Raw genomic sequence first — 15,863 nt, 5'->3', positions numbered from 1 at the left:
CCATGGGACTCGAAGAAAAGCTGCCGAGCGGATTCCTGCTGACCACCGTCGAGCAGGCCGCGGGCTGGGTGCGCAAGTCGTCCATGTTCCCCGCCACGTTCGGACTCGCCTGTTGTGCCATCGAGATGATGACCACCGGCGCCGGCCGCTACGACCTGGCGCGTTTCGGCATGGAGGTCTTCCGCGGCTCGCCGCGGCAGGCGGACCTGATGATCGTGGCCGGCCGGGTCAGCCAGAAGATGGCGCCGGTGCTGCGGCAGGTCTACGACCAGATGCCGAACCCCAAGTGGGTGATCTCCATGGGGGTCTGCGCCTCCTCGGGCGGCATGTTCAACAACTACGCGATCGTCCAGGGCGTCGACCACGTCGTCCCGGTCGACATCTATCTCCCCGGCTGTCCGCCCCGGCCCGAGATGCTGATCGACGCGATCCTCAAGCTCCACCAGAAGATCCAGAGCTCCAAGCTCGGTGTGAACGCCGAGGAAGCGGCCCGGGAGGCGGAGGAGGCGGCGCTCAAGGCACTGCCCACCATCGAGATGAAGGGGCTGCTGCGATGAGTGACGCGAAGAACGCCGCGGACGACGGCGTGAACCCCGAGAAGGACCTCTCGGCGGAGAACCTTCCCGGCCGGCGCGGCGAGGGCGGTGAGGAGATCCGCGTCCAGCGCGGCATGTTCGGAGCCAACAGGGGCGGCGACACCTCCGGTTACGGCGGCCTGGTCCGCTCGGTCCGGCTCCCGGGACCGTCGAACCGCCCCTACGGCGGCTGGTTCGACGAGGTCGCCGACGAACTGGAGGGCGCCCTGGAGGAGCAGGGCCTGCTTCCCCGGAACGCCATCGGGAAGACGGTCGTCGACCGCGGCGAACTCACCTTCCACATCGAGCGCGAGCACCTGGTCCGGGTCGCGAGGACCCTGCGGGACGACCCGGCGCTCCGCTTCGAACTGTGCACCGGCGTCAGCGGCACCCACTATCCGAACGACAAGGGCCGCGAACTGCACGCCGTGTACCACCTGCGCTCGATCACCCACAACCGGTTGATCCGCCTGGAAGTCAGCGCCCCCGACGACGACCCGCACATCCCGTCGCTGGTCTCCGTCTATCCGACGAACGACTGGCACGAGCGCGAGACGTACGACTTCTTCGGCATCGTCTTCGACGGCCACCCGGCCCTGACGCGGATCCTGATGCCGGACGACTGGCAGGGCCACCCGCAGCGCAAGGACTATCCCCTCGGCGGAATCCCCGTCGAGTACAAGGGCGCCCGGATCCCGGCTCCGGACCAGCGGAGGTCGTACTCATGAGCAGGTCGAACGCATCCGCATCCGCGGAGTCAGGGGCTTCCGCCGCCTCGGCGCGCGAGACCACGGAAGGCACCGTCTACACCGTCACCGGCGGCGACTGGGACGAGGTCGCCCAGACGGCGGTCCGCAGTGACGACGAGCGCATCATCGTCAACATGGGCCCGCAGCACCCGTCCACGCACGGCGTGCTCAGGCTGATCCTGGAGATCGACGGCGAGACCGTCTCCGAGGCCCGCTGCGGCATCGGCTACCTCCACACCGGCATCGAGAAGAACCTCGAGTACCGGACCTGGACCCAGGGCACCACGTTCGTGACGCGCATGGACTACCTGACGCCGTTCTTCAACGAGGCGGCGTACTGCCTCGGCGTCGAGAAGCTCCTCGGCATCGAGGACCAGATCCCCGACCGCGCCTCGGTCATCCGGGTGCTCCTGATGGAGCTGAACCGGCTCTCCTCCCACCTGGTGTGCATCGCGACCGGCGGCATGGAGCTCGGCGCCACCACCATCATGATCTACGGATTCCGTGATCGTGAACTCATTCTCGACGCCTTCGAGCTCATCACGGGCCTCAGGATGAACCACGCGTACATCCGCCCCGGCGGACTCGCCCAGGACCTGCCGCCCGGAGCGGTGGACCAGATCCGCGAGCTCGTGAAGACGCTGCGCAAGAACCTCCCGGAGTACGACGCGCTCGCCACCGGGAACCCGATCTTCAAGGCCCGTATGCAGGACGTCGGCTACCTGGACCTGGCCGGCTGCATGGCCCTCGGGGCCACCGGCCCCGTCCTGCGCTCCACCGGCCTGCCGCACGACCTGCGCAAGGCGCAGCCGTACTGCGGGTACGAGACGTACGACTTCGAGGTCCCCACCGCGGACACCTGCGACTCCTACGGCCGCTTCCTGATCCGGCTGGAGGAGATGCGCCAGTCGCTGCGCATCGTCGAGCAGTGCCTGGACCGGCTCCAGCCCGGTCCGGTCATGGTCGCCGACAAGAAGATCGCCTGGCCCGCCCAGCTCGCCATGGGCCCGGACGGACTGGGCAACTCCCTCGACCACATCAAGCAGATCATGGGCACCTCCATGGAGGCCCTGATCCACCACTTCAAGCTGGTCACCGAGGGCTTCCGCGTACCGCCGGGACAGACGTACACGGCGGTCGAGTCGCCCAAGGGCGAGCTCGGGGTGCACGTCGTCTCCGACGGCGGCACCCGTCCCTACCGGGTCCACTTCCGCGACCCGTCCTTCACCAACCTGCAGTCCATGGCGGCGATGTGCGAGGGCGGCCAGGTCGCCGACGTCATCGTCGCCGTGGCATCCCTCGACCCCGTGATGGGAGGCGTCGACCGGTGACCACCTCACCTTCGGAGCGGGGCGTCAGCCTGGGCATGCCCCAACTGCCCGCGCCCGCCTACCCGGACGAGGTCCGGGCCCGGCTGGAGACCGACGCGCGCGAGGTCATCGCCCGCTACCCGGACTCCCGGTCCGCCCTCCTGCCGCTGCTGCACCTCGTGCAGTCGGAGGAGGGCCATGTCACGCGCACCGGAATGCAGTTCTGCGCGGACGTGCTCGGCCTGACCACGGCCGAGGTCACCGCCGTCGCCACCTTCTACACCATGTACCGGCGCCGGCCGAGCGGTGAGTACCAGGTCGGGGTGTGCACCAACACCCTGTGCGCCGTCATGGGCGGCGACGCCATCTTCGAGGAGCTCCAGGAGCACCTCGGCATCGGCAACGGCGAGACCACCGAGGACGGCAAGGTCACCCTCGAGCACATCGAGTGCAACGCGGCCTGCGACTTCGCACCCGTCGTGATGGTCAACTGGGAGTTCTTCGACAACCAGGACCCGCAGAGCGCCAAGCGCATGGTCGACGACCTGCGGGCCGGCCGCCCGGTCGCGCCCACGCGCGGGGCGCCGCTGTGCACGTTCAAGGAGACCGCCCGGATCCTGGCCGGTTTCCCCGACGAGCGGGAGGGCGCCGCCCGGGCCACGGGAAGCGCGGGACCCGCCTCCCTGTCCGGCCTGAAGCTGGCCAAGGGGGAGGCAGCCCCCGCACGCGTGGTGCACCCGCGCGGCGAGGCGCCCACCGACACCCCGCCGCACGAGCCGTCGCCGACGGAGCACCTCAGCTCCCACGACGCGCCCCAGGAGACATCGGCCTCCGACCCGGAGCATCCGGCCGGACCCGCCGCAGAGGAGGGGGAGTGATGACCTTGGCACCCGCCGAACTCAGGGACACCGGCCCGGAGAAGCTGCTCGCACCCGTGCTGTCGGCCTTCTGGGACGAGGACGAGTCCTGGACCCTGGACGTCTACCGGAGGCACGAGGGGTACGAGGGGCTCCGCAAGGCCCTCGCCATGCCACCGGACGACGTCATCGCGTACGTCAAGGAGTCCGGTCTGCGCGGGCGCGGCGGCGCCGGCTTCCCCACGGGAATGAAATGGCAGTTCATCCCCCAGGGAGACGGCAAGCCCCACTACCTGGTGGTCAACGCCGACGAGTCGGAGCCCGGAACGTGCAAGGACATTCCGCTCCTCTTCGCGAACCCGCACAGCCTCATCGAGGGCATCGTCATCGCCTGTCACGCCATCAGGTCGTCCCACGCCTTCATCTATCTGCGCGGTGAGGTCGTCCCCGTGCTGCGGCGGCTGCACGAGGCCGTGCGCGAGGCCTACGCGGCGGGCCTGCTCGGCGAGAACATCCTGGGCAGCGGGCTCGACCTCGAACTCACCGTGCACGCGGGCGCCGGCGCGTACATCTGCGGTGAGGAGACCGCACTGCTCGACTCGCTCGAAGGCCGCCGTGGCCAGCCGCGGCTCCGTCCTCCCTTCCCCGCCGTCGCGGGCCTCTACGCGTGCCCCACCGTGGTGAACAACGTCGAGTCGATCGCCTCGGTTCCCGCCATCATGAACCGGGGCAAGGACTGGTTCCGCTCGATGGGCAGCGAGAAGTCACCCGGCTTCACCCTCTACTCCCTCAGCGGCCACGTCGCACGCCCCGGGCAGTACGAGGCGCCGATGGGCATCACGCTGCGCCAGCTGCTCGACATGAGCGGCGGCATGCGGCCGGGGCACCGCCTGAAGTTCTGGACGCCGGGCGGCTCCTCCACGCCGTTGCTCACCGAGGAGCACCTCGACGTCCCCCTGGACTACGAAGGGGTGGGCGCCGCCGGTTCTATGCTCGGCACGAAGGCGCTCCAGTGCTTCGACGAGACGACCTGTGTCGTACGGGCCGTCACCCGCTGGACCGAGTTCTACGCCCACGAGTCCTGCGGCAAGTGCACGCCGTGCCGCGAGGGGACGTACTGGCTCGTGCAGCTGATGCGCGACATCGAGGCGGGCAAGGGCCGGATGTCCGACCTCGACAAGCTGAACGACATCGCCGACAACATCAACGGCAAGGCGTTCTGCGCCCTCGGCGACGGCGCCGCCTCGCCGATCTTCTCCTCGCTGAAGTACTTCCGCGAGGAGTACGAGCAGCACATCACGGGCCGTGGCTGCCCGTTCGACCCGGCCAGGTCGACGGCCTGGGCCGACCGTACGGAGGTGCACGCATGACTGTGACCACCAGCTCTCCCTCCGGTGGGGGAGAGGCGGCGGTCCCGCCCGAGGACCTCGTGACGCTGACGATCGACGGCGTCGAGATCAGCGTGCCCAAGGGCACCCTGGTCATCCGGGCCGCCGAACAGCTCGGCATCGAGATCCCCCGGTTCTGCGACCACCCTCTCCTCGACCCGGCCGGCGCCTGCCGCCAGTGCATCGTCGAGGTCGAGGGCCAGCGCAAGCCCATGGCCTCCTGCACCATCACCTGCACCGACGGTATGGTGGTGAAGACCCAGCTGACCTCACCTGTGGCCGAGAAGGCGCAGAAGGGGATGCTGGAGTTCCTGCTCATCAACCACCCGCTGGACTGCCCGGTCTGCGACAAGGGCGGCGAGTGCCCGCTGCAGAACCAGTCGATGTCGCACGGCCACGCCGATTCCCGCTTCGACGGCAAGAAGCGCACCTACGAGAAGCCCGTCCCGATCTCCACCCAGGTGCTGCTCGACCGCGAGCGGTGCGTCCTGTGCGCCCGCTGCACCCGGTTCTCGAACCAGATCGCGGGCGACCCGATGATCGAACTGCTCGAGCGGGGCGCGCTCCAGCAGGTCGGTACCGGTGAGGGCGACCCCTTCGAGTCGTACTTCTCCGGCAACACCATCCAGATCTGCCCGGTCGGCGCGCTCACCTCGGCGGCCTACCGGTTCCGCGCCCGCCCCTTCGACCTGGTCTCCTCGCCGTCGGTGTGCGAGCACTGCTCCGGCGGCTGCGCCACCCGCACCGACCACCGGCGCGGCAAGGTCATGCGGCGGCTCGCCGACAACGACCCCGAGGTCAACGAGGAGTGGATGTGCGACAAGGGGCGCTTCGGGTTCCGGTACGCGCAGCAGCGGGACCGGCTGCAGACCCCGCTCGTGCGCAATGCCGAGGGTGAACTGGAGCCCGCCTCCTGGCCCGAGGCACTGCAGATCGCGGCCCAGGGACTGCTGGCCTCCCGCGGCCGCACCGGCGTCCTGACCGGCGGCCGGCTCACCGTCGAGGACGCCTACGCGTACAGCAAGTTCACGCGCGTGGCGCTCGACACCAACGACATCGACTTCCGCGCGCGCGTGCACAGCGCCGAGGAGGCCGACTTCCTCGCCGCGCGGGTCGCGGGCCGCGGACACGACCTCAAGGACGCGTCCGGCCCGCACTCCGGGGGCGGTGTCACGTACACCTTCCTGGAGAAGGCGCCCGCCGTCCTGCTGGTCGGGTTCGAGTCGGAGGAGGAGGCGCCCGGCGTCTTCCTGCGGCTGCGCAAGGCGTGGCGCGCCCACGGGCAGCGGACCTTCGCCCTGGCCACGTACACCACGCGCGGACTGGAGAAGGCCGGCGGCACGCTGCTGCCGGCGGCCCCCGGCACCGAGACCGAATGGCTGGACGCGCTCGCGAGCGGTGTCGGCCTGGAGGGCGACGGGGCCAGGGCGGCCGAAGCGCTGCGCACCGAGGGCGCGGTGATCGTCGTCGGTGAGCGGCTCGCCGCCGTCGAGGGCGGCCTGACCGCCGCCGTACGGATCGCCACCGCGACCGGTGCCCGGCTGGTGTGGATCCCGCGCCGGGCCGGGGAGCGGGGCGCCGTCGAGGCTGGCGCGCTGCCGTCGCTGCTGCCGGGCGGGCGCCCGGCGACCGACCCGCGTGCGCGGGAGGAGGTCGCCGCCGTCTGGGGCGTCGCCGCCCTCCCGCACCGCTACGGCCGCGACACCGGCGAGATCGTCGAGGCCGCGGCGACCGGCGAGCTGCAGGCGCTGCTGGTCGCGGGCGTGGAGGTCGCCGACCTGCCCGACCCCGCGCGTGCGCGTGCGGCGCTCGCCGAGGCCGGGTTCGTGGTCTCCCTGGAGCTGCGGCCCAGCGAGGTCACCGCACTCGCCGACGTGGTGCTGCCGGTGGCGGCCGTCGTCGAGAAGGCCGGTGCCTTCCTCAACTGGGAGGGCAGGGTGCGGCCCTTCGAGTCGGCGCTCAAGCCCGACCAGATGACCCGTCCCCTCCCGCCGACCGACGCGCGTGTGCTGCAGATGCTGGCCGACGCCATGGACGTGCACCTGGGCCTGCCGGATCTGCGCACGGTACGCGCGGAGCTCGAGCGGCTCGGCACCTGGGACGGCCCGCGGGCCACCGAACCGCTGCAGACCGCGGGCGCGCTGCCCCGGCCGGCCGCCGGGGAGGCGGTGCTGGCCGGACACCGGCTGCTGCTGGACCAGGGACTCCTCCAGCAGGGCGACGAGGCGCTCGCCGGCACCCGGCACGCCGCGCACGCGCGCCTGTCGGCCGCCACGGCCGTCGAGGTCGGCGTCGAGGACGGCGACCTGATCGCGGTGACCGGCACCGCCGGAACGGTCGAACTTCCCCTGAGCGTCACCGAGATGCCCGACCGCGTGGTGTGGCTCCCGCTGAACTCCGCGGGCGGCGGTGTCGCCTCCGACACCGGGGCGCTGCCCGGCTCGCTCGTCCGTATCGGCCCGGCGGCACTCGCCGGCGAAGCCCCCGAGGAGGTGGAGGCATGAGCCTGTACTTCGCCGCTGAGGACCTCTCGATGTTCGGCCGCGACCCCTGGTGGCTGGTTGCGATCAAGGCGGTGTTCTGCTTCGCCTTCCTCATGGTGACGGTGCTGATCGCCATCGTGATGGAACGCAAGATCGTCGCCTGGATGCAGCGGCGCATCGGCCCCAACCGGAACGGCCCCTGGGGCATGCTCCAGTCGCTCGCCGACGGCGTGAAGCTGATGCTCAAGGAAGACGTCGTCGTCAAACGCGCGGACAAGGCGGTGTACGTCCTCGCGCCGATCGTCGCGGCCGTCCCGGCCTTCATGGCGATCGCGGTGATCCCCTTCGGGCCGTCCGGCAACGAGATCTCGATCTTCGGCCAGCGGACCACGATGCAGCTCACCGACCTGCCGATCGCGCTGCTCTACATCCTCGCGGTCGCCTCGATCGGCATCTACGGCATCGTCCTGGCGGGCTGGAGCTCCGGATCCACCTACCCGCTGCTGGGCGGTCTGCGCTCCTGCGCGCAGATGATCTCCTACGAGATCGCCATGGGCGCCGCCTTCGCCTCCGTGTTCCTCTACTCGGGGTCGATGTCGACGTCGGCGATCGTCGAGCAGCAGGCCGACCGCTGGTACATCCTGCTGCTGCCGGTCTCCTTCCTCATCTACATCGTCACGATGGTCGGCGAGGTCAACCGCGCCCCCTTCGACATGCCGGAGTCCGAGGGCGACCTGGTCGGCGGCTTCAACACCGAGTACTCGTCGATCAAGTTCGCGATGTTCATGCTCGCCGAGTACATCAACATGGTGACCGTCTCGGCCGTCGCCACCACCCTTTTCCTGGGCGGCTGGCGCGCTCCGTGGCCGATCAGCACCTTCTGGGAGGGCGCGAACCACGGCTGGTGGCCGATGCTCTGGTTCATCGTCAAGGTCCAGCTGCTGCTGTTCATGTTCGTCTGGCTGCGCGGCACGCTCCCGCGGGTCCGCTACGACCAGCTGATGAAGCTCGGCTGGAAGGTCCTGATCCCGGTCTCCCTGGTGTGGCTGATGCTCGTCGCCACGGTGCGGGCCCTGCGGAACGAGAACTACGGGTTCGCCGACATCGCCCTCTACGTCGCCGCGGCCGTCCTCGGCCTGCTGGTGCTGTCCTTCGTCGTCGACATGTTCCGGGCGAAGGGCGGGAAGGCCGGAGAACCTAGCGAACCCGGAGAACCCGGGGGGCCCGGCGAGGCCCCGGCCGCCTTCGATCCGATGGCGGGCGGATTCCCCGTGCCGCCGCTGCCCGGACAGGAGCTTCCGCCGGTGCCGCGACGGCCCTCGCGCCAGGAGCGCAAGCTCGTCGCCAGTGGCGGACCCGATACTCACAGTGACGGATCTCTGGATGGAAAGGAGGCGTCCGATGGCTGAGGAATCCAAGGAGGCCGGGCAGACGAAGCCCGGTTTCCTGAACCCGGTGGCCGGCTTCGGCGTGACCTTCAAGGCCATGTTCAAGAAGCGGCTGACCGAGCAGTACCCCGAGCAGCCGAAGACCACGGCCCCGCGCTTCCACGGCAGGCACCAGCTCAACCGCCATCCGGACGGTCTGGAGAAGTGCGTCGGCTGTGAACTGTGCGCCTGGGCCTGTCCCGCCGACGCGATCTACGTCGAGGGCGCGGACAACACCGAGGAGGAGCGCTACTCGCCCGGCGAGCGGTACGGCCGCGTCTACCAGATCAACTACGCCCGCTGCATCCTGTGCGGTCTGTGCATCGAGGCGTGCCCCACACGCGCGCTCACGATGACCAACGAGTTCGAGCTGGCCGACTCCAGCCGCGCCGACCTCATCTACACCAAGGAGCAGCTGCTCGCCGGTCTGGAGGAGGGCATGGTCGACAGCCCGCACGCCATGTACCCGGGCACCGACGAACAGGACTACTACCGGGGCCTGGTGACCGAGGCCGCGCCCGGCACGGAGCAGCAGGTCGCCCACGTGGAGGGCGAGGTCGTGCAGGAGGCGGACTCGACCTTCGGCGAGGACGAACCGGCCTCGGAGAAGGTGATCCGGGGATGACCGCGTACACCGCGCACGCCGTGCACGCCGCGCACCTCGCCGCCTACTCCACCTCCACCGGAGAGGCCGTCCAGTTCTGGGTCCTCGGCACGGTCGCCGTGATCGGCGCGCTGTGCACCATCCTGATGCGGCGGGCCGTGCACAGCGCGCTCTGCCTGGCCGGAACCATGATCGTCCTGGCGGTGTTCTACCTCGCCAACGGCGCCTACTTCCTGGGCATCGTCCAGATCATCGTCTACACCGGCGCGATCATGATGCTGTTCCTGTTCGTGGTGATGCTGGTCGGCGTCACCGCGGCGGACTCCCTGAAGGAGACCATCAAGGGCCAGCGCTGGCTCGCCCTGCTGTGCGGGCTCGGCTTCGGCATCCTGCTGGTCGGCGGCATCGGCAACGCCGCGCTCACCGAGTTCAACGGCCTCGGCCAGGCGAACGCGAACGGCAACGTCCAGGGCCTCGCCGCTCTCCTCTTCACCCGGTACGTGTTCGCCTTCGAGATCACCGGCGCCCTGCTCATCACGGCCGTCGTCGGCGCCATGGTGCTCACCCACCGCGAGCGCACCGAGCGGGCCCGCACCCAGCGGGAGCTCTCCGAACAGCGCGTCCGCGAGGGCAAGCACCTCCCGCCGCTGCCGGCCCCGGGCGTGTACGCCCGGCACAACGCGGTGGACATCGCGGGCCTGCTGCCCGACGGCACACCGTCCGATCTCACCGTCAACAAGACGCTGCGCGAACGGGGTCAGATCCGGGACGTGTCGCAGGAGGCGCTCAACGACCTGCGAGCGCTGGAGCGGCGCGCGGAGGAGCGTCTCGAGCGCACGGCGATCGAGCCCACGTTCAAGTCGGCGTACGAGCGGGCCGAGGAGGCGTCGAAGTGAACCCGGTCAACTACCTGTACCTCGCCGCCCTGCTGTTCACGATCGGCGCCACCGGTGTACTCATCCGGCGCAACGCGATCGTCCTCTTCATGTGCATCGAGCTCATGCTCAACGCCTGCAACCTCGCGTTCGTCGCCTTCTCCCGCATGCACGGCAACCTCGACGGCCAGATCATCGCCTTCTTCACGATGGTCGTCGCCGCGGCGGAGGTCGTGGTCGGGCTGGCGATCATCGTGTCCCTGTTCCGTTCCCGCCACTCGGCCTCGGTCGACGACGCCAGCCTGATGAAGCTGTGAGGGGTCGGTAGACCGTGACTAACACAGAGAATCTGATCGCGCTGCTGGTGGCGGCGCCCCTGCTCGGAGCGGTGGTCCTGCTGTGCGGCGGCCGCCGGCTGGACGCCGTCGGCCACTGGATCGGCACGGCGCTCGCCGCCGCGTCCTTCGTGATCGGCCTCGTCCTCTTCACCGACATGCTGGGCAGCGCCGCCGCCGACCGCACCCTGACGCAGTACCTGTTCAGCTGGATCCCGGTGGAGGGCTTCCAGGCGGACATCGCCTTCCAGCTCGACCAGCTGTCGATGACGTTCGTCCTGCTGATCACCGGCGTCGGCTCGCTCATCCACCTGTACTCGATCGGGTACATGGAGCACGACGAGCGGCGCCGCCGCTTCTTCGGCTATCTGAACCTGTTCCTCGCGGCGATGCTGATCCTCGTCCTCGCCGACAACTACCTGCTGCTGTACCTGGGCTGGGAGGGCGTCGGCCTCGCCTCCTACCTGCTGATCGGTTTCTGGCAGCACAAGCCCAGCGCCGCGACCGCGGCGAAGAAGGCCTTCCTGGTCAACCGCGTCGGCGACATGGGTCTGTCGATCGGGATCATGCTGATGTTCCTGTGGTTCGGCACCTTCGCCTTCGGGCCGGTGCTCGGCACCCACGGGGAGGCCGGGCTCGCCGGTGACGCGAGCGAGGGCAAGCTCACCGTGATCGCCCTCATGCTGCTGCTCGCGGCCTGCGGCAAGTCCGCCCAGGTGCCGCTGCAGTCCTGGCTCGGGGACGCGATGGAGGGCCCGACCCCGGTCTCGGCCCTGATCCACGCCGCGACCATGGTCACGGCGGGCGTCTACCTGATCGTCCGCTCCGGGGCCATCTTCAACGGCGCCCCCGACGCACAGCTGGTCGTCACCGTCGTCGGCGCGGTCACGCTGCTGTTCGGTGCGATCGTCGGTTGCGCGAAGGACGACATCAAGAAGGCGCTGGCCGGTTCGACGATGTCGCAGATCGGCTACATGGTGCTCGCGGCGGGACTCGGCCCCATCGGCTACGTCTTCGCGATCATGCACCTGGTGACGCACGGCTTCTTCAAGGCCGGCCTGTTCCTCGGCGCCGGTTCGGTCATGCACGGCATGAACGACGAGGTCGACATGCGCCGCTACGGCGGACTGCGCACGTACATGCCGGTCACCTTCGTCACCTTCGGCCTCGGGTACCTCGCGATCATCGGCTTCCCGGGCCTGTCCGGCTTCTTCTCCAAGGACAAGATCATCGAGGCGGCCTTCGCCAAGGGCGGCACCGAGGGCTGGATCCTCGGCGGCGCGGCCCTGCTGGGTGCCGCCATCACCGCGTACTACATGACGCGCGTGATGCTGATGACGTTCTTCGGCGAGGAACGCTGGCGCAACGCCCCGACGCCGTCCCCGGCCGCCCCGGACGTGGAGCCCGCCGCCGAGACGCGCGGCGAGTACACCCCGCCCAGCCCGCACGAGTCGCCGAAGAGCATGACCATTCCGATGATCGTGCTCGCCTTCGGTTCGGTGTTCGCCGGCGCGGTCTTCGGCATCGGCGACCGGTTCCTGAACTGGCTGGAGCCCGTCACCGGGTACGACCACGGCCACGCGCCGATCAGCCCCCTGACGGTCACGGTGGCCACGGTGGCCGTGATGGTCGTCGGCGTGGCGGTCGCCTGGGGCCAGTACGGGCGCCGCCCGGTCCCGGCCGTCGCCCCGCGCGGCTCGCTGCTCACCCGGGCCGCCCGGCGCGACCTGCTCCAGGACGACTTCAACCATGTGGTCCTGGTCCGCGGCGGCGAGCACCTCACGCGTTCGCTGGTGTACGTCGACCACACCCTGGTCGACGGGGTCGTCAACGGGACGGCGGCCGCGTTCGGCGGTCTGTCCGGACGGATGCGCAAGCTGCAGAACGGCTTCGCGCGGTCGTATGCGGTCTCGATGTTCGGCGGCGCGGTGGTCCTGGTCGCCGCGACCCTGCTGATGAGGGCGGTCTGATACCGATGTCCTTTCCTCTGCTGACAGCGACGGCGGCGCTCCCGGCCATCGGGGCGATCGCCACGGCCGCCGTGCCGGCCGCGAAACGCACGGTCGCCAAGTGGCTGGCCCTGCTGGTCTCGATCGCCACCCTGGCGCTGGCGATCGTCGTCCTGGTGCGCTTCGACCCGGGCGGCGACCGCTACCAGCTCACCGAATCGCACGCCTGGATCGCGGACTTCGGCGTCCGCTACGAGCTCGGGGTGGACGGCATCGGGGTCGCGCTGATCGCGCTGACCGCCCTGCTGATCCCGTTCATCATCCTCGCGGGCTGGCACGACGCCGACCCCCTGGAAACGGGGAGCAGGCGGTGGCGGCCGACGCAGGGCTTCTTCGCCCTGATCCTGGCCGTCGAGGCGATGGTGATCCTCTCCTTCGAGGCCACCGACGTCTTCCTCTTCTACATCTTCTTCGAAGCCATGCTGATCCCGCTGTACTTCCTGATCGGCGGCTTCGGGGACCGGGCCCACGAGCACGGCGAGCAGGCGGCCACGACGCAGCGTTCCTACGCGGCGGTGAAGTTCCTGCTCTACAACCTGGCCGGCGGTCTGGTCATGCTGGCCGCGGTGATCGGGCTGTACGTGGTCGCGGGGAACTTCTCCCTCACGGAGATCGCCGAGGCGCGGGCCAACGGCTCGCTCGAGATGTCGACGAGCACCGAGCGCTGGCTGTTCCTCGGGTTCTTCCTCGCCTTCGCGGTGAAGGCGCCGATGTGGCCGCTGCACACCTGGCTGCCCAACGCCATGCAGGAGTCCACCGCTCCGGTCGCCGTGCTCATCACGGCCGTCGTGGACAAGGTGGGCACCTTCGCGATGCTGCGCTTCTGCCTCCAGCTGTTCCCGGAGGCCAGCAAGTGGGCGACGCCCGTGATCATGGTGCTGGCCGTCATCAGCGTCATCTACGGGGCGCTGCTCGCGGTGGGCCAGCGTGACATCAAGCGGCTGATCGCGTACGCGTCGATCTCGCACTTCGGCTTCATCGTCATGGGCATCTTCGCGATGACCAGCCAGGGCCAGTCCGGGGCGACGCTCTACATGGTCAACCACGGGATCTCGACCGCCGTCCTGCTGCTGGTGGCCGGGTTCCTGATCTCGCGGCGCGGCTCCCGGCTCATCGCCGACTACGGCGGTGTGCAGAAGGTCGCGCCGGTCCTCGCCGGCACGTTCCTGATCGGCGGCCTGGCCACGCTGTCGCTGCCGGGGCTGGCGCCGTTCGTCAGCGAGTTCCTGGTCCTGGTCGGCACGTTCACGCGCTACCCGGTGATCGGTGTCGTCGCCACCTTCGGCATCGTGCTCGCCGCGCTCTACGTCCTGGTCCTCTACCAGCGGACGATGACGGGCCCCCTCAAGCCGGAGCTCGCCAGGATGCCCGACCTGAGGGTGCGTGAGATCGCCGTGGCCGCGCCGCTGATCGTGCTGCTGGTCTTCCTGGGCGTCTACCCGAAGCCCGTCACGGACATCGTGAACCCGGCGGTGCAGCACACCATGTCCGACGTACAGAAGAAGGACCCCCAGCCCGAGGTGGAGGCGGCCAAGTGAGCGCATCAGTCGTCCACAGCCTGTGGACAACGGCGGCCGATCCGATCTCGAAGATCGACGCGCCGAAGATCGAGTACGCCCAGCTCGCCCCCATCATGATCATCGTCGGCGCGGCGGTCGTCGGGATCCTGGTCGAGGGCTTCGTACCGCGCAAGTTCCGTTACTACGCACAGATGTTCGTCGCGACGGCCGCCCTGGTCTCCGCGTTCGCCGCGGTGGTGGCGCTCGCGGCCGACGGGTACGGCACGACCAGGGCGGGCATCGCGGCGATGGGCGCGATCGCCGTCGACGGCCCGGCCCTGTTCCTGCAGGGCACGATCCTGCTGACGGCCCTGGTCGGCCTGTTCACCTTCGCCGAGCGCAGGCTCGACCCGGAGGAGCAGGGCAACCGCGTCGACTCGTTCGCCGCGCAGGCCTCGGCCGTGCCGGGCAGCGAGAACGAGAAGCAGGCCGTCAAGGCCGGGTTCACCACCACCGAGGTGTTCCCGCTGCTGCTCTTCGCCGTCGCCGGCATGCTGGTCTTCCCGGCGGCCAACGACCTGGTGACGCTCTTCGTGGCCCTGGAGGTCCTCTCCCTCCCGCTGTACCTGCTCTGCGCGCTGGCCCGCCGCAAGCGGCTCGTCTCGCAGGAGGCCGCGGTCAAGTACTTCCTGCTCGGCTCGTTCGCCTCCGCGTTCCTCCTCTTCGGCATCGCGCTGCTGTACGGCTACGCGGGCTCGATGTCGTACGCGAGGATCGCGCAGGTCGTCGACGGCACGATCCCGGAGGTCGACCCGGCCCTCGTCAACACCATGGGCAACGACGTGCTGCTGCTGGTGGGCGCGGGACTGCTGATCATGGGCCTGCTGTTCAAGGTCGGTGCCGTCCCCTTCCACATGTGGACGCCGGACGTGTACCAGGGCGCGCCCACCCCGGTGACGGGCCTGATGGCGGCGGCGACCAAGGTGGCGGCGTTCGGCGCCCTGCTGCGGGTGCTGTACGTTCTGCTCCCCGGTCTGCGCTGGGACTGGCGGCCGGTCATGTGGGCCGTGGCCATCGTCACCATGCTGGGCGGCGCGATCCTGGCGATCACCCAGACCGACATCAAGCGGCTGCTGGCGTACTCGGCGATCTCGCACGCGGGTTTCATCCTCGCGGGTGTCATCGCGACCACGCCGTCCGGCATCTCGTCCGTCCTCTTCTACCTGGCGGCGTACTCGTTCGTGACGATCGGCGCGTTCGCGGTGGTGACGCTGGTGCGGGACGCCGGGGGCGAGGCGACGCACCTGTCCAAGTGGGCGGGGCTCGGCCGCCGTTCACCCCTGGTGGCGGCGGTGTTCGCGGTGTTCCTGCTCGCCTTCGCGGGCATTCCGCTGACCTCCGGCTTCGCCGGGAAGTTCGCCGTGTTCAAGGCGGCGGCGGAGGGCGGCGCGGTGCCGCTGGTCGTGGTCGGTGTGATCGCGTCGGCGATCGCGGCGTTCTTCTACATCCGGGTGATCGTCCTGATGTTCTTCAGTGAGCCGCGGCCCGAGGGCCCGACCGTCGCGGTGCCGTCGCCGCTGACGATGACGGCGATCGCAGTGGGCGTGGTGGTCACGGTGGTGCTCGGTGTGGCACCGCAGTACTTCCTGGAGCTGGCGGGCGACGCGGGAGTGTTCGTGCGCTGACCGGGCTCCGCCGACGACAGGGCGGCCCGGCACCCGCTCGGGGGGTGCCGGGCCGCCCTGTCGTCGG

General features: G+C 69.8%; 13 protein-coding genes. All 13 read left to right on the top strand.

The window, feature by feature from the left end; all coding sequences use genetic code 11:
* Nucleotides 1-2: 2 nt before the first annotated feature.
* From PYS65_RS15355 to nuoN, 13 genes are read left to right on the top strand one after another with little or no spacing between them, the layout of a single operon-like run.
* Nucleotides 3-557 (top strand): NuoB/complex I 20 kDa subunit family protein, encoded by a 555-nt coding sequence (locus tag PYS65_RS15355; protein WP_279334519.1) that lies wholly within the window; start codon nt 3-5, stop codon nt 555-557.
* Nucleotides 554-1,303, top strand: coding sequence for an NADH-quinone oxidoreductase subunit C (locus PYS65_RS15350; RefSeq protein ID WP_279334518.1), 750 nt, complete (start codon nt 554-556; stop codon nt 1,301-1,303). The genes PYS65_RS15355 and PYS65_RS15350 overlap by 4 nt, the downstream gene beginning before the upstream one ends.
* Nucleotides 1,300-2,655 carry an NADH-quinone oxidoreductase subunit D gene (locus PYS65_RS15345; RefSeq protein WP_279334517.1) on the top strand — a complete coding sequence of 452 codons (1,356 nt, stop codon included), beginning with the start codon at nt 1,300-1,302 and terminating at the stop codon, nt 2,653-2,655. Before PYS65_RS15350 ends, PYS65_RS15345 begins: the two co-directional genes overlap by 4 nt.
* Nucleotides 2,652-3,512 carry an NADH-quinone oxidoreductase subunit NuoE gene (nuoE, locus tag PYS65_RS15340; protein ID WP_279334516.1) on the top strand — a complete coding sequence of 287 codons (861 nt, stop codon included), beginning with the start codon at nt 2,652-2,654 and terminating at the stop codon, nt 3,510-3,512. Before PYS65_RS15345 ends, nuoE begins: the two co-directional genes overlap by 4 nt.
* Nucleotides 3,509-4,861, top strand: a complete 1,353-nt coding sequence (gene nuoF / locus PYS65_RS15335; protein WP_279334515.1) for an NADH-quinone oxidoreductase subunit NuoF — start codon at nt 3,509-3,511, stop codon at nt 4,859-4,861. Before nuoE ends, nuoF begins: the two co-directional genes overlap by 4 nt.
* Entirely contained in the window at nt 4,858-7,383 is a 2,526-nt protein-coding gene (locus PYS65_RS15330) for an NADH-quinone oxidoreductase subunit G (protein ID WP_279334514.1), read from the top strand. The genes nuoF and PYS65_RS15330 overlap by 4 nt, the downstream gene beginning before the upstream one ends.
* The gene (gene nuoH, locus PYS65_RS15325; protein WP_279334513.1) at nt 7,380-8,771 is read left to right on the top strand and encodes an NADH-quinone oxidoreductase subunit NuoH; all 1,392 of its coding nucleotides are present in this window, start codon (nt 7,380-7,382) and stop codon (nt 8,769-8,771) included. Before PYS65_RS15330 ends, nuoH begins: the two co-directional genes overlap by 4 nt.
* A complete protein-coding gene (gene nuoI, locus PYS65_RS15320) occupies nt 8,764-9,414 on the top strand; it encodes an NADH-quinone oxidoreductase subunit NuoI (RefSeq protein ID WP_279334512.1) in 651 nt (216 codons plus the stop codon). The genes nuoH and nuoI overlap by 8 nt, the downstream gene beginning before the upstream one ends.
* Nucleotides 9,411-10,289 (top strand): NADH-quinone oxidoreductase subunit J, encoded by an 879-nt coding sequence (locus PYS65_RS15315; protein ID WP_279334511.1) that lies wholly within the window; start codon nt 9,411-9,413, stop codon nt 10,287-10,289. Before nuoI ends, PYS65_RS15315 begins: the two co-directional genes overlap by 4 nt.
* A complete protein-coding gene (nuoK, locus tag PYS65_RS15310; protein WP_053760538.1) occupies nt 10,286-10,585 on the top strand; it encodes an NADH-quinone oxidoreductase subunit NuoK in 300 nt (99 codons plus the stop codon). The genes PYS65_RS15315 and nuoK overlap by 4 nt, the downstream gene beginning before the upstream one ends.
* Before the next feature lie 14 nt (nt 10,586-10,599).
* A complete protein-coding gene (gene nuoL / locus PYS65_RS15305; protein ID WP_279334510.1) occupies nt 10,600-12,573 on the top strand; it encodes an NADH-quinone oxidoreductase subunit L in 1,974 nt (657 codons plus the stop codon).
* A 5-nt stretch (nt 12,574-12,578) separates the two neighbouring features.
* Nucleotides 12,579-14,150 (top strand): NADH-quinone oxidoreductase subunit M, encoded by a 1,572-nt coding sequence (locus PYS65_RS15300; RefSeq protein WP_279334509.1) that lies wholly within the window; start codon nt 12,579-12,581, stop codon nt 14,148-14,150.
* Nucleotides 14,147-15,796: an NADH-quinone oxidoreductase subunit NuoN gene (nuoN, locus tag PYS65_RS15295; RefSeq protein ID WP_279334508.1), complete on the top strand. Its 1,650-nt coding sequence runs from the start codon at nt 14,147-14,149 to the stop codon at nt 15,794-15,796. The genes PYS65_RS15300 and nuoN overlap by 4 nt, the downstream gene beginning before the upstream one ends.
* The last annotated feature ends 67 nt before the right edge of the window (nt 15,797-15,863 follow it).

Origin of the sequence: Streptomyces cathayae (genome assembly GCF_029760955.1) — a bacterium.
In the GTDB taxonomy this organism is placed as follows: domain Bacteria; phylum Actinomycetota; class Actinomycetes; order Streptomycetales; family Streptomycetaceae; genus Streptomyces; species Streptomyces cathayae.
The sequence above is the reverse complement of the archived record's forward strand: the minus strand, read 5'-3'. Positions and strand labels throughout refer to the sequence as shown.

What these genes read in the sequence shown, in the direction of transcription:
- PYS65_RS15355 (WP_279334519.1), top strand. Translation starts at nt 3, where the DNA reads ATGGGACTCGAAGAAAAGCTGCCGAGCGGATTCCTGCTGACCACCGTC.
- PYS65_RS15350 (WP_279334518.1), top strand. Translation starts at nt 554, where the DNA reads ATGAGTGACGCGAAGAACGCCGCGGACGACGGCGTGAACCCCGAGAAG.
- PYS65_RS15345 (WP_279334517.1), top strand. Translation starts at nt 1,300, where the DNA reads ATGAGCAGGTCGAACGCATCCGCATCCGCGGAGTCAGGGGCTTCCGCC.
- PYS65_RS15330 (WP_279334514.1), top strand. Translation starts at nt 4,858, where the DNA reads ATGACTGTGACCACCAGCTCTCCCTCCGGTGGGGGAGAGGCGGCGGTC.
- nuoH (WP_279334513.1), top strand. Translation starts at nt 7,380, where the DNA reads ATGAGCCTGTACTTCGCCGCTGAGGACCTCTCGATGTTCGGCCGCGAC.
- nuoI (WP_279334512.1), top strand. Translation starts at nt 8,764, where the DNA reads ATGGCTGAGGAATCCAAGGAGGCCGGGCAGACGAAGCCCGGTTTCCTG.
- PYS65_RS15315 (WP_279334511.1), top strand. Translation starts at nt 9,411, where the DNA reads ATGACCGCGTACACCGCGCACGCCGTGCACGCCGCGCACCTCGCCGCC.
- PYS65_RS15300 (WP_279334509.1), top strand. Translation starts at nt 12,579, where the DNA reads ATGTCCTTTCCTCTGCTGACAGCGACGGCGGCGCTCCCGGCCATCGGG.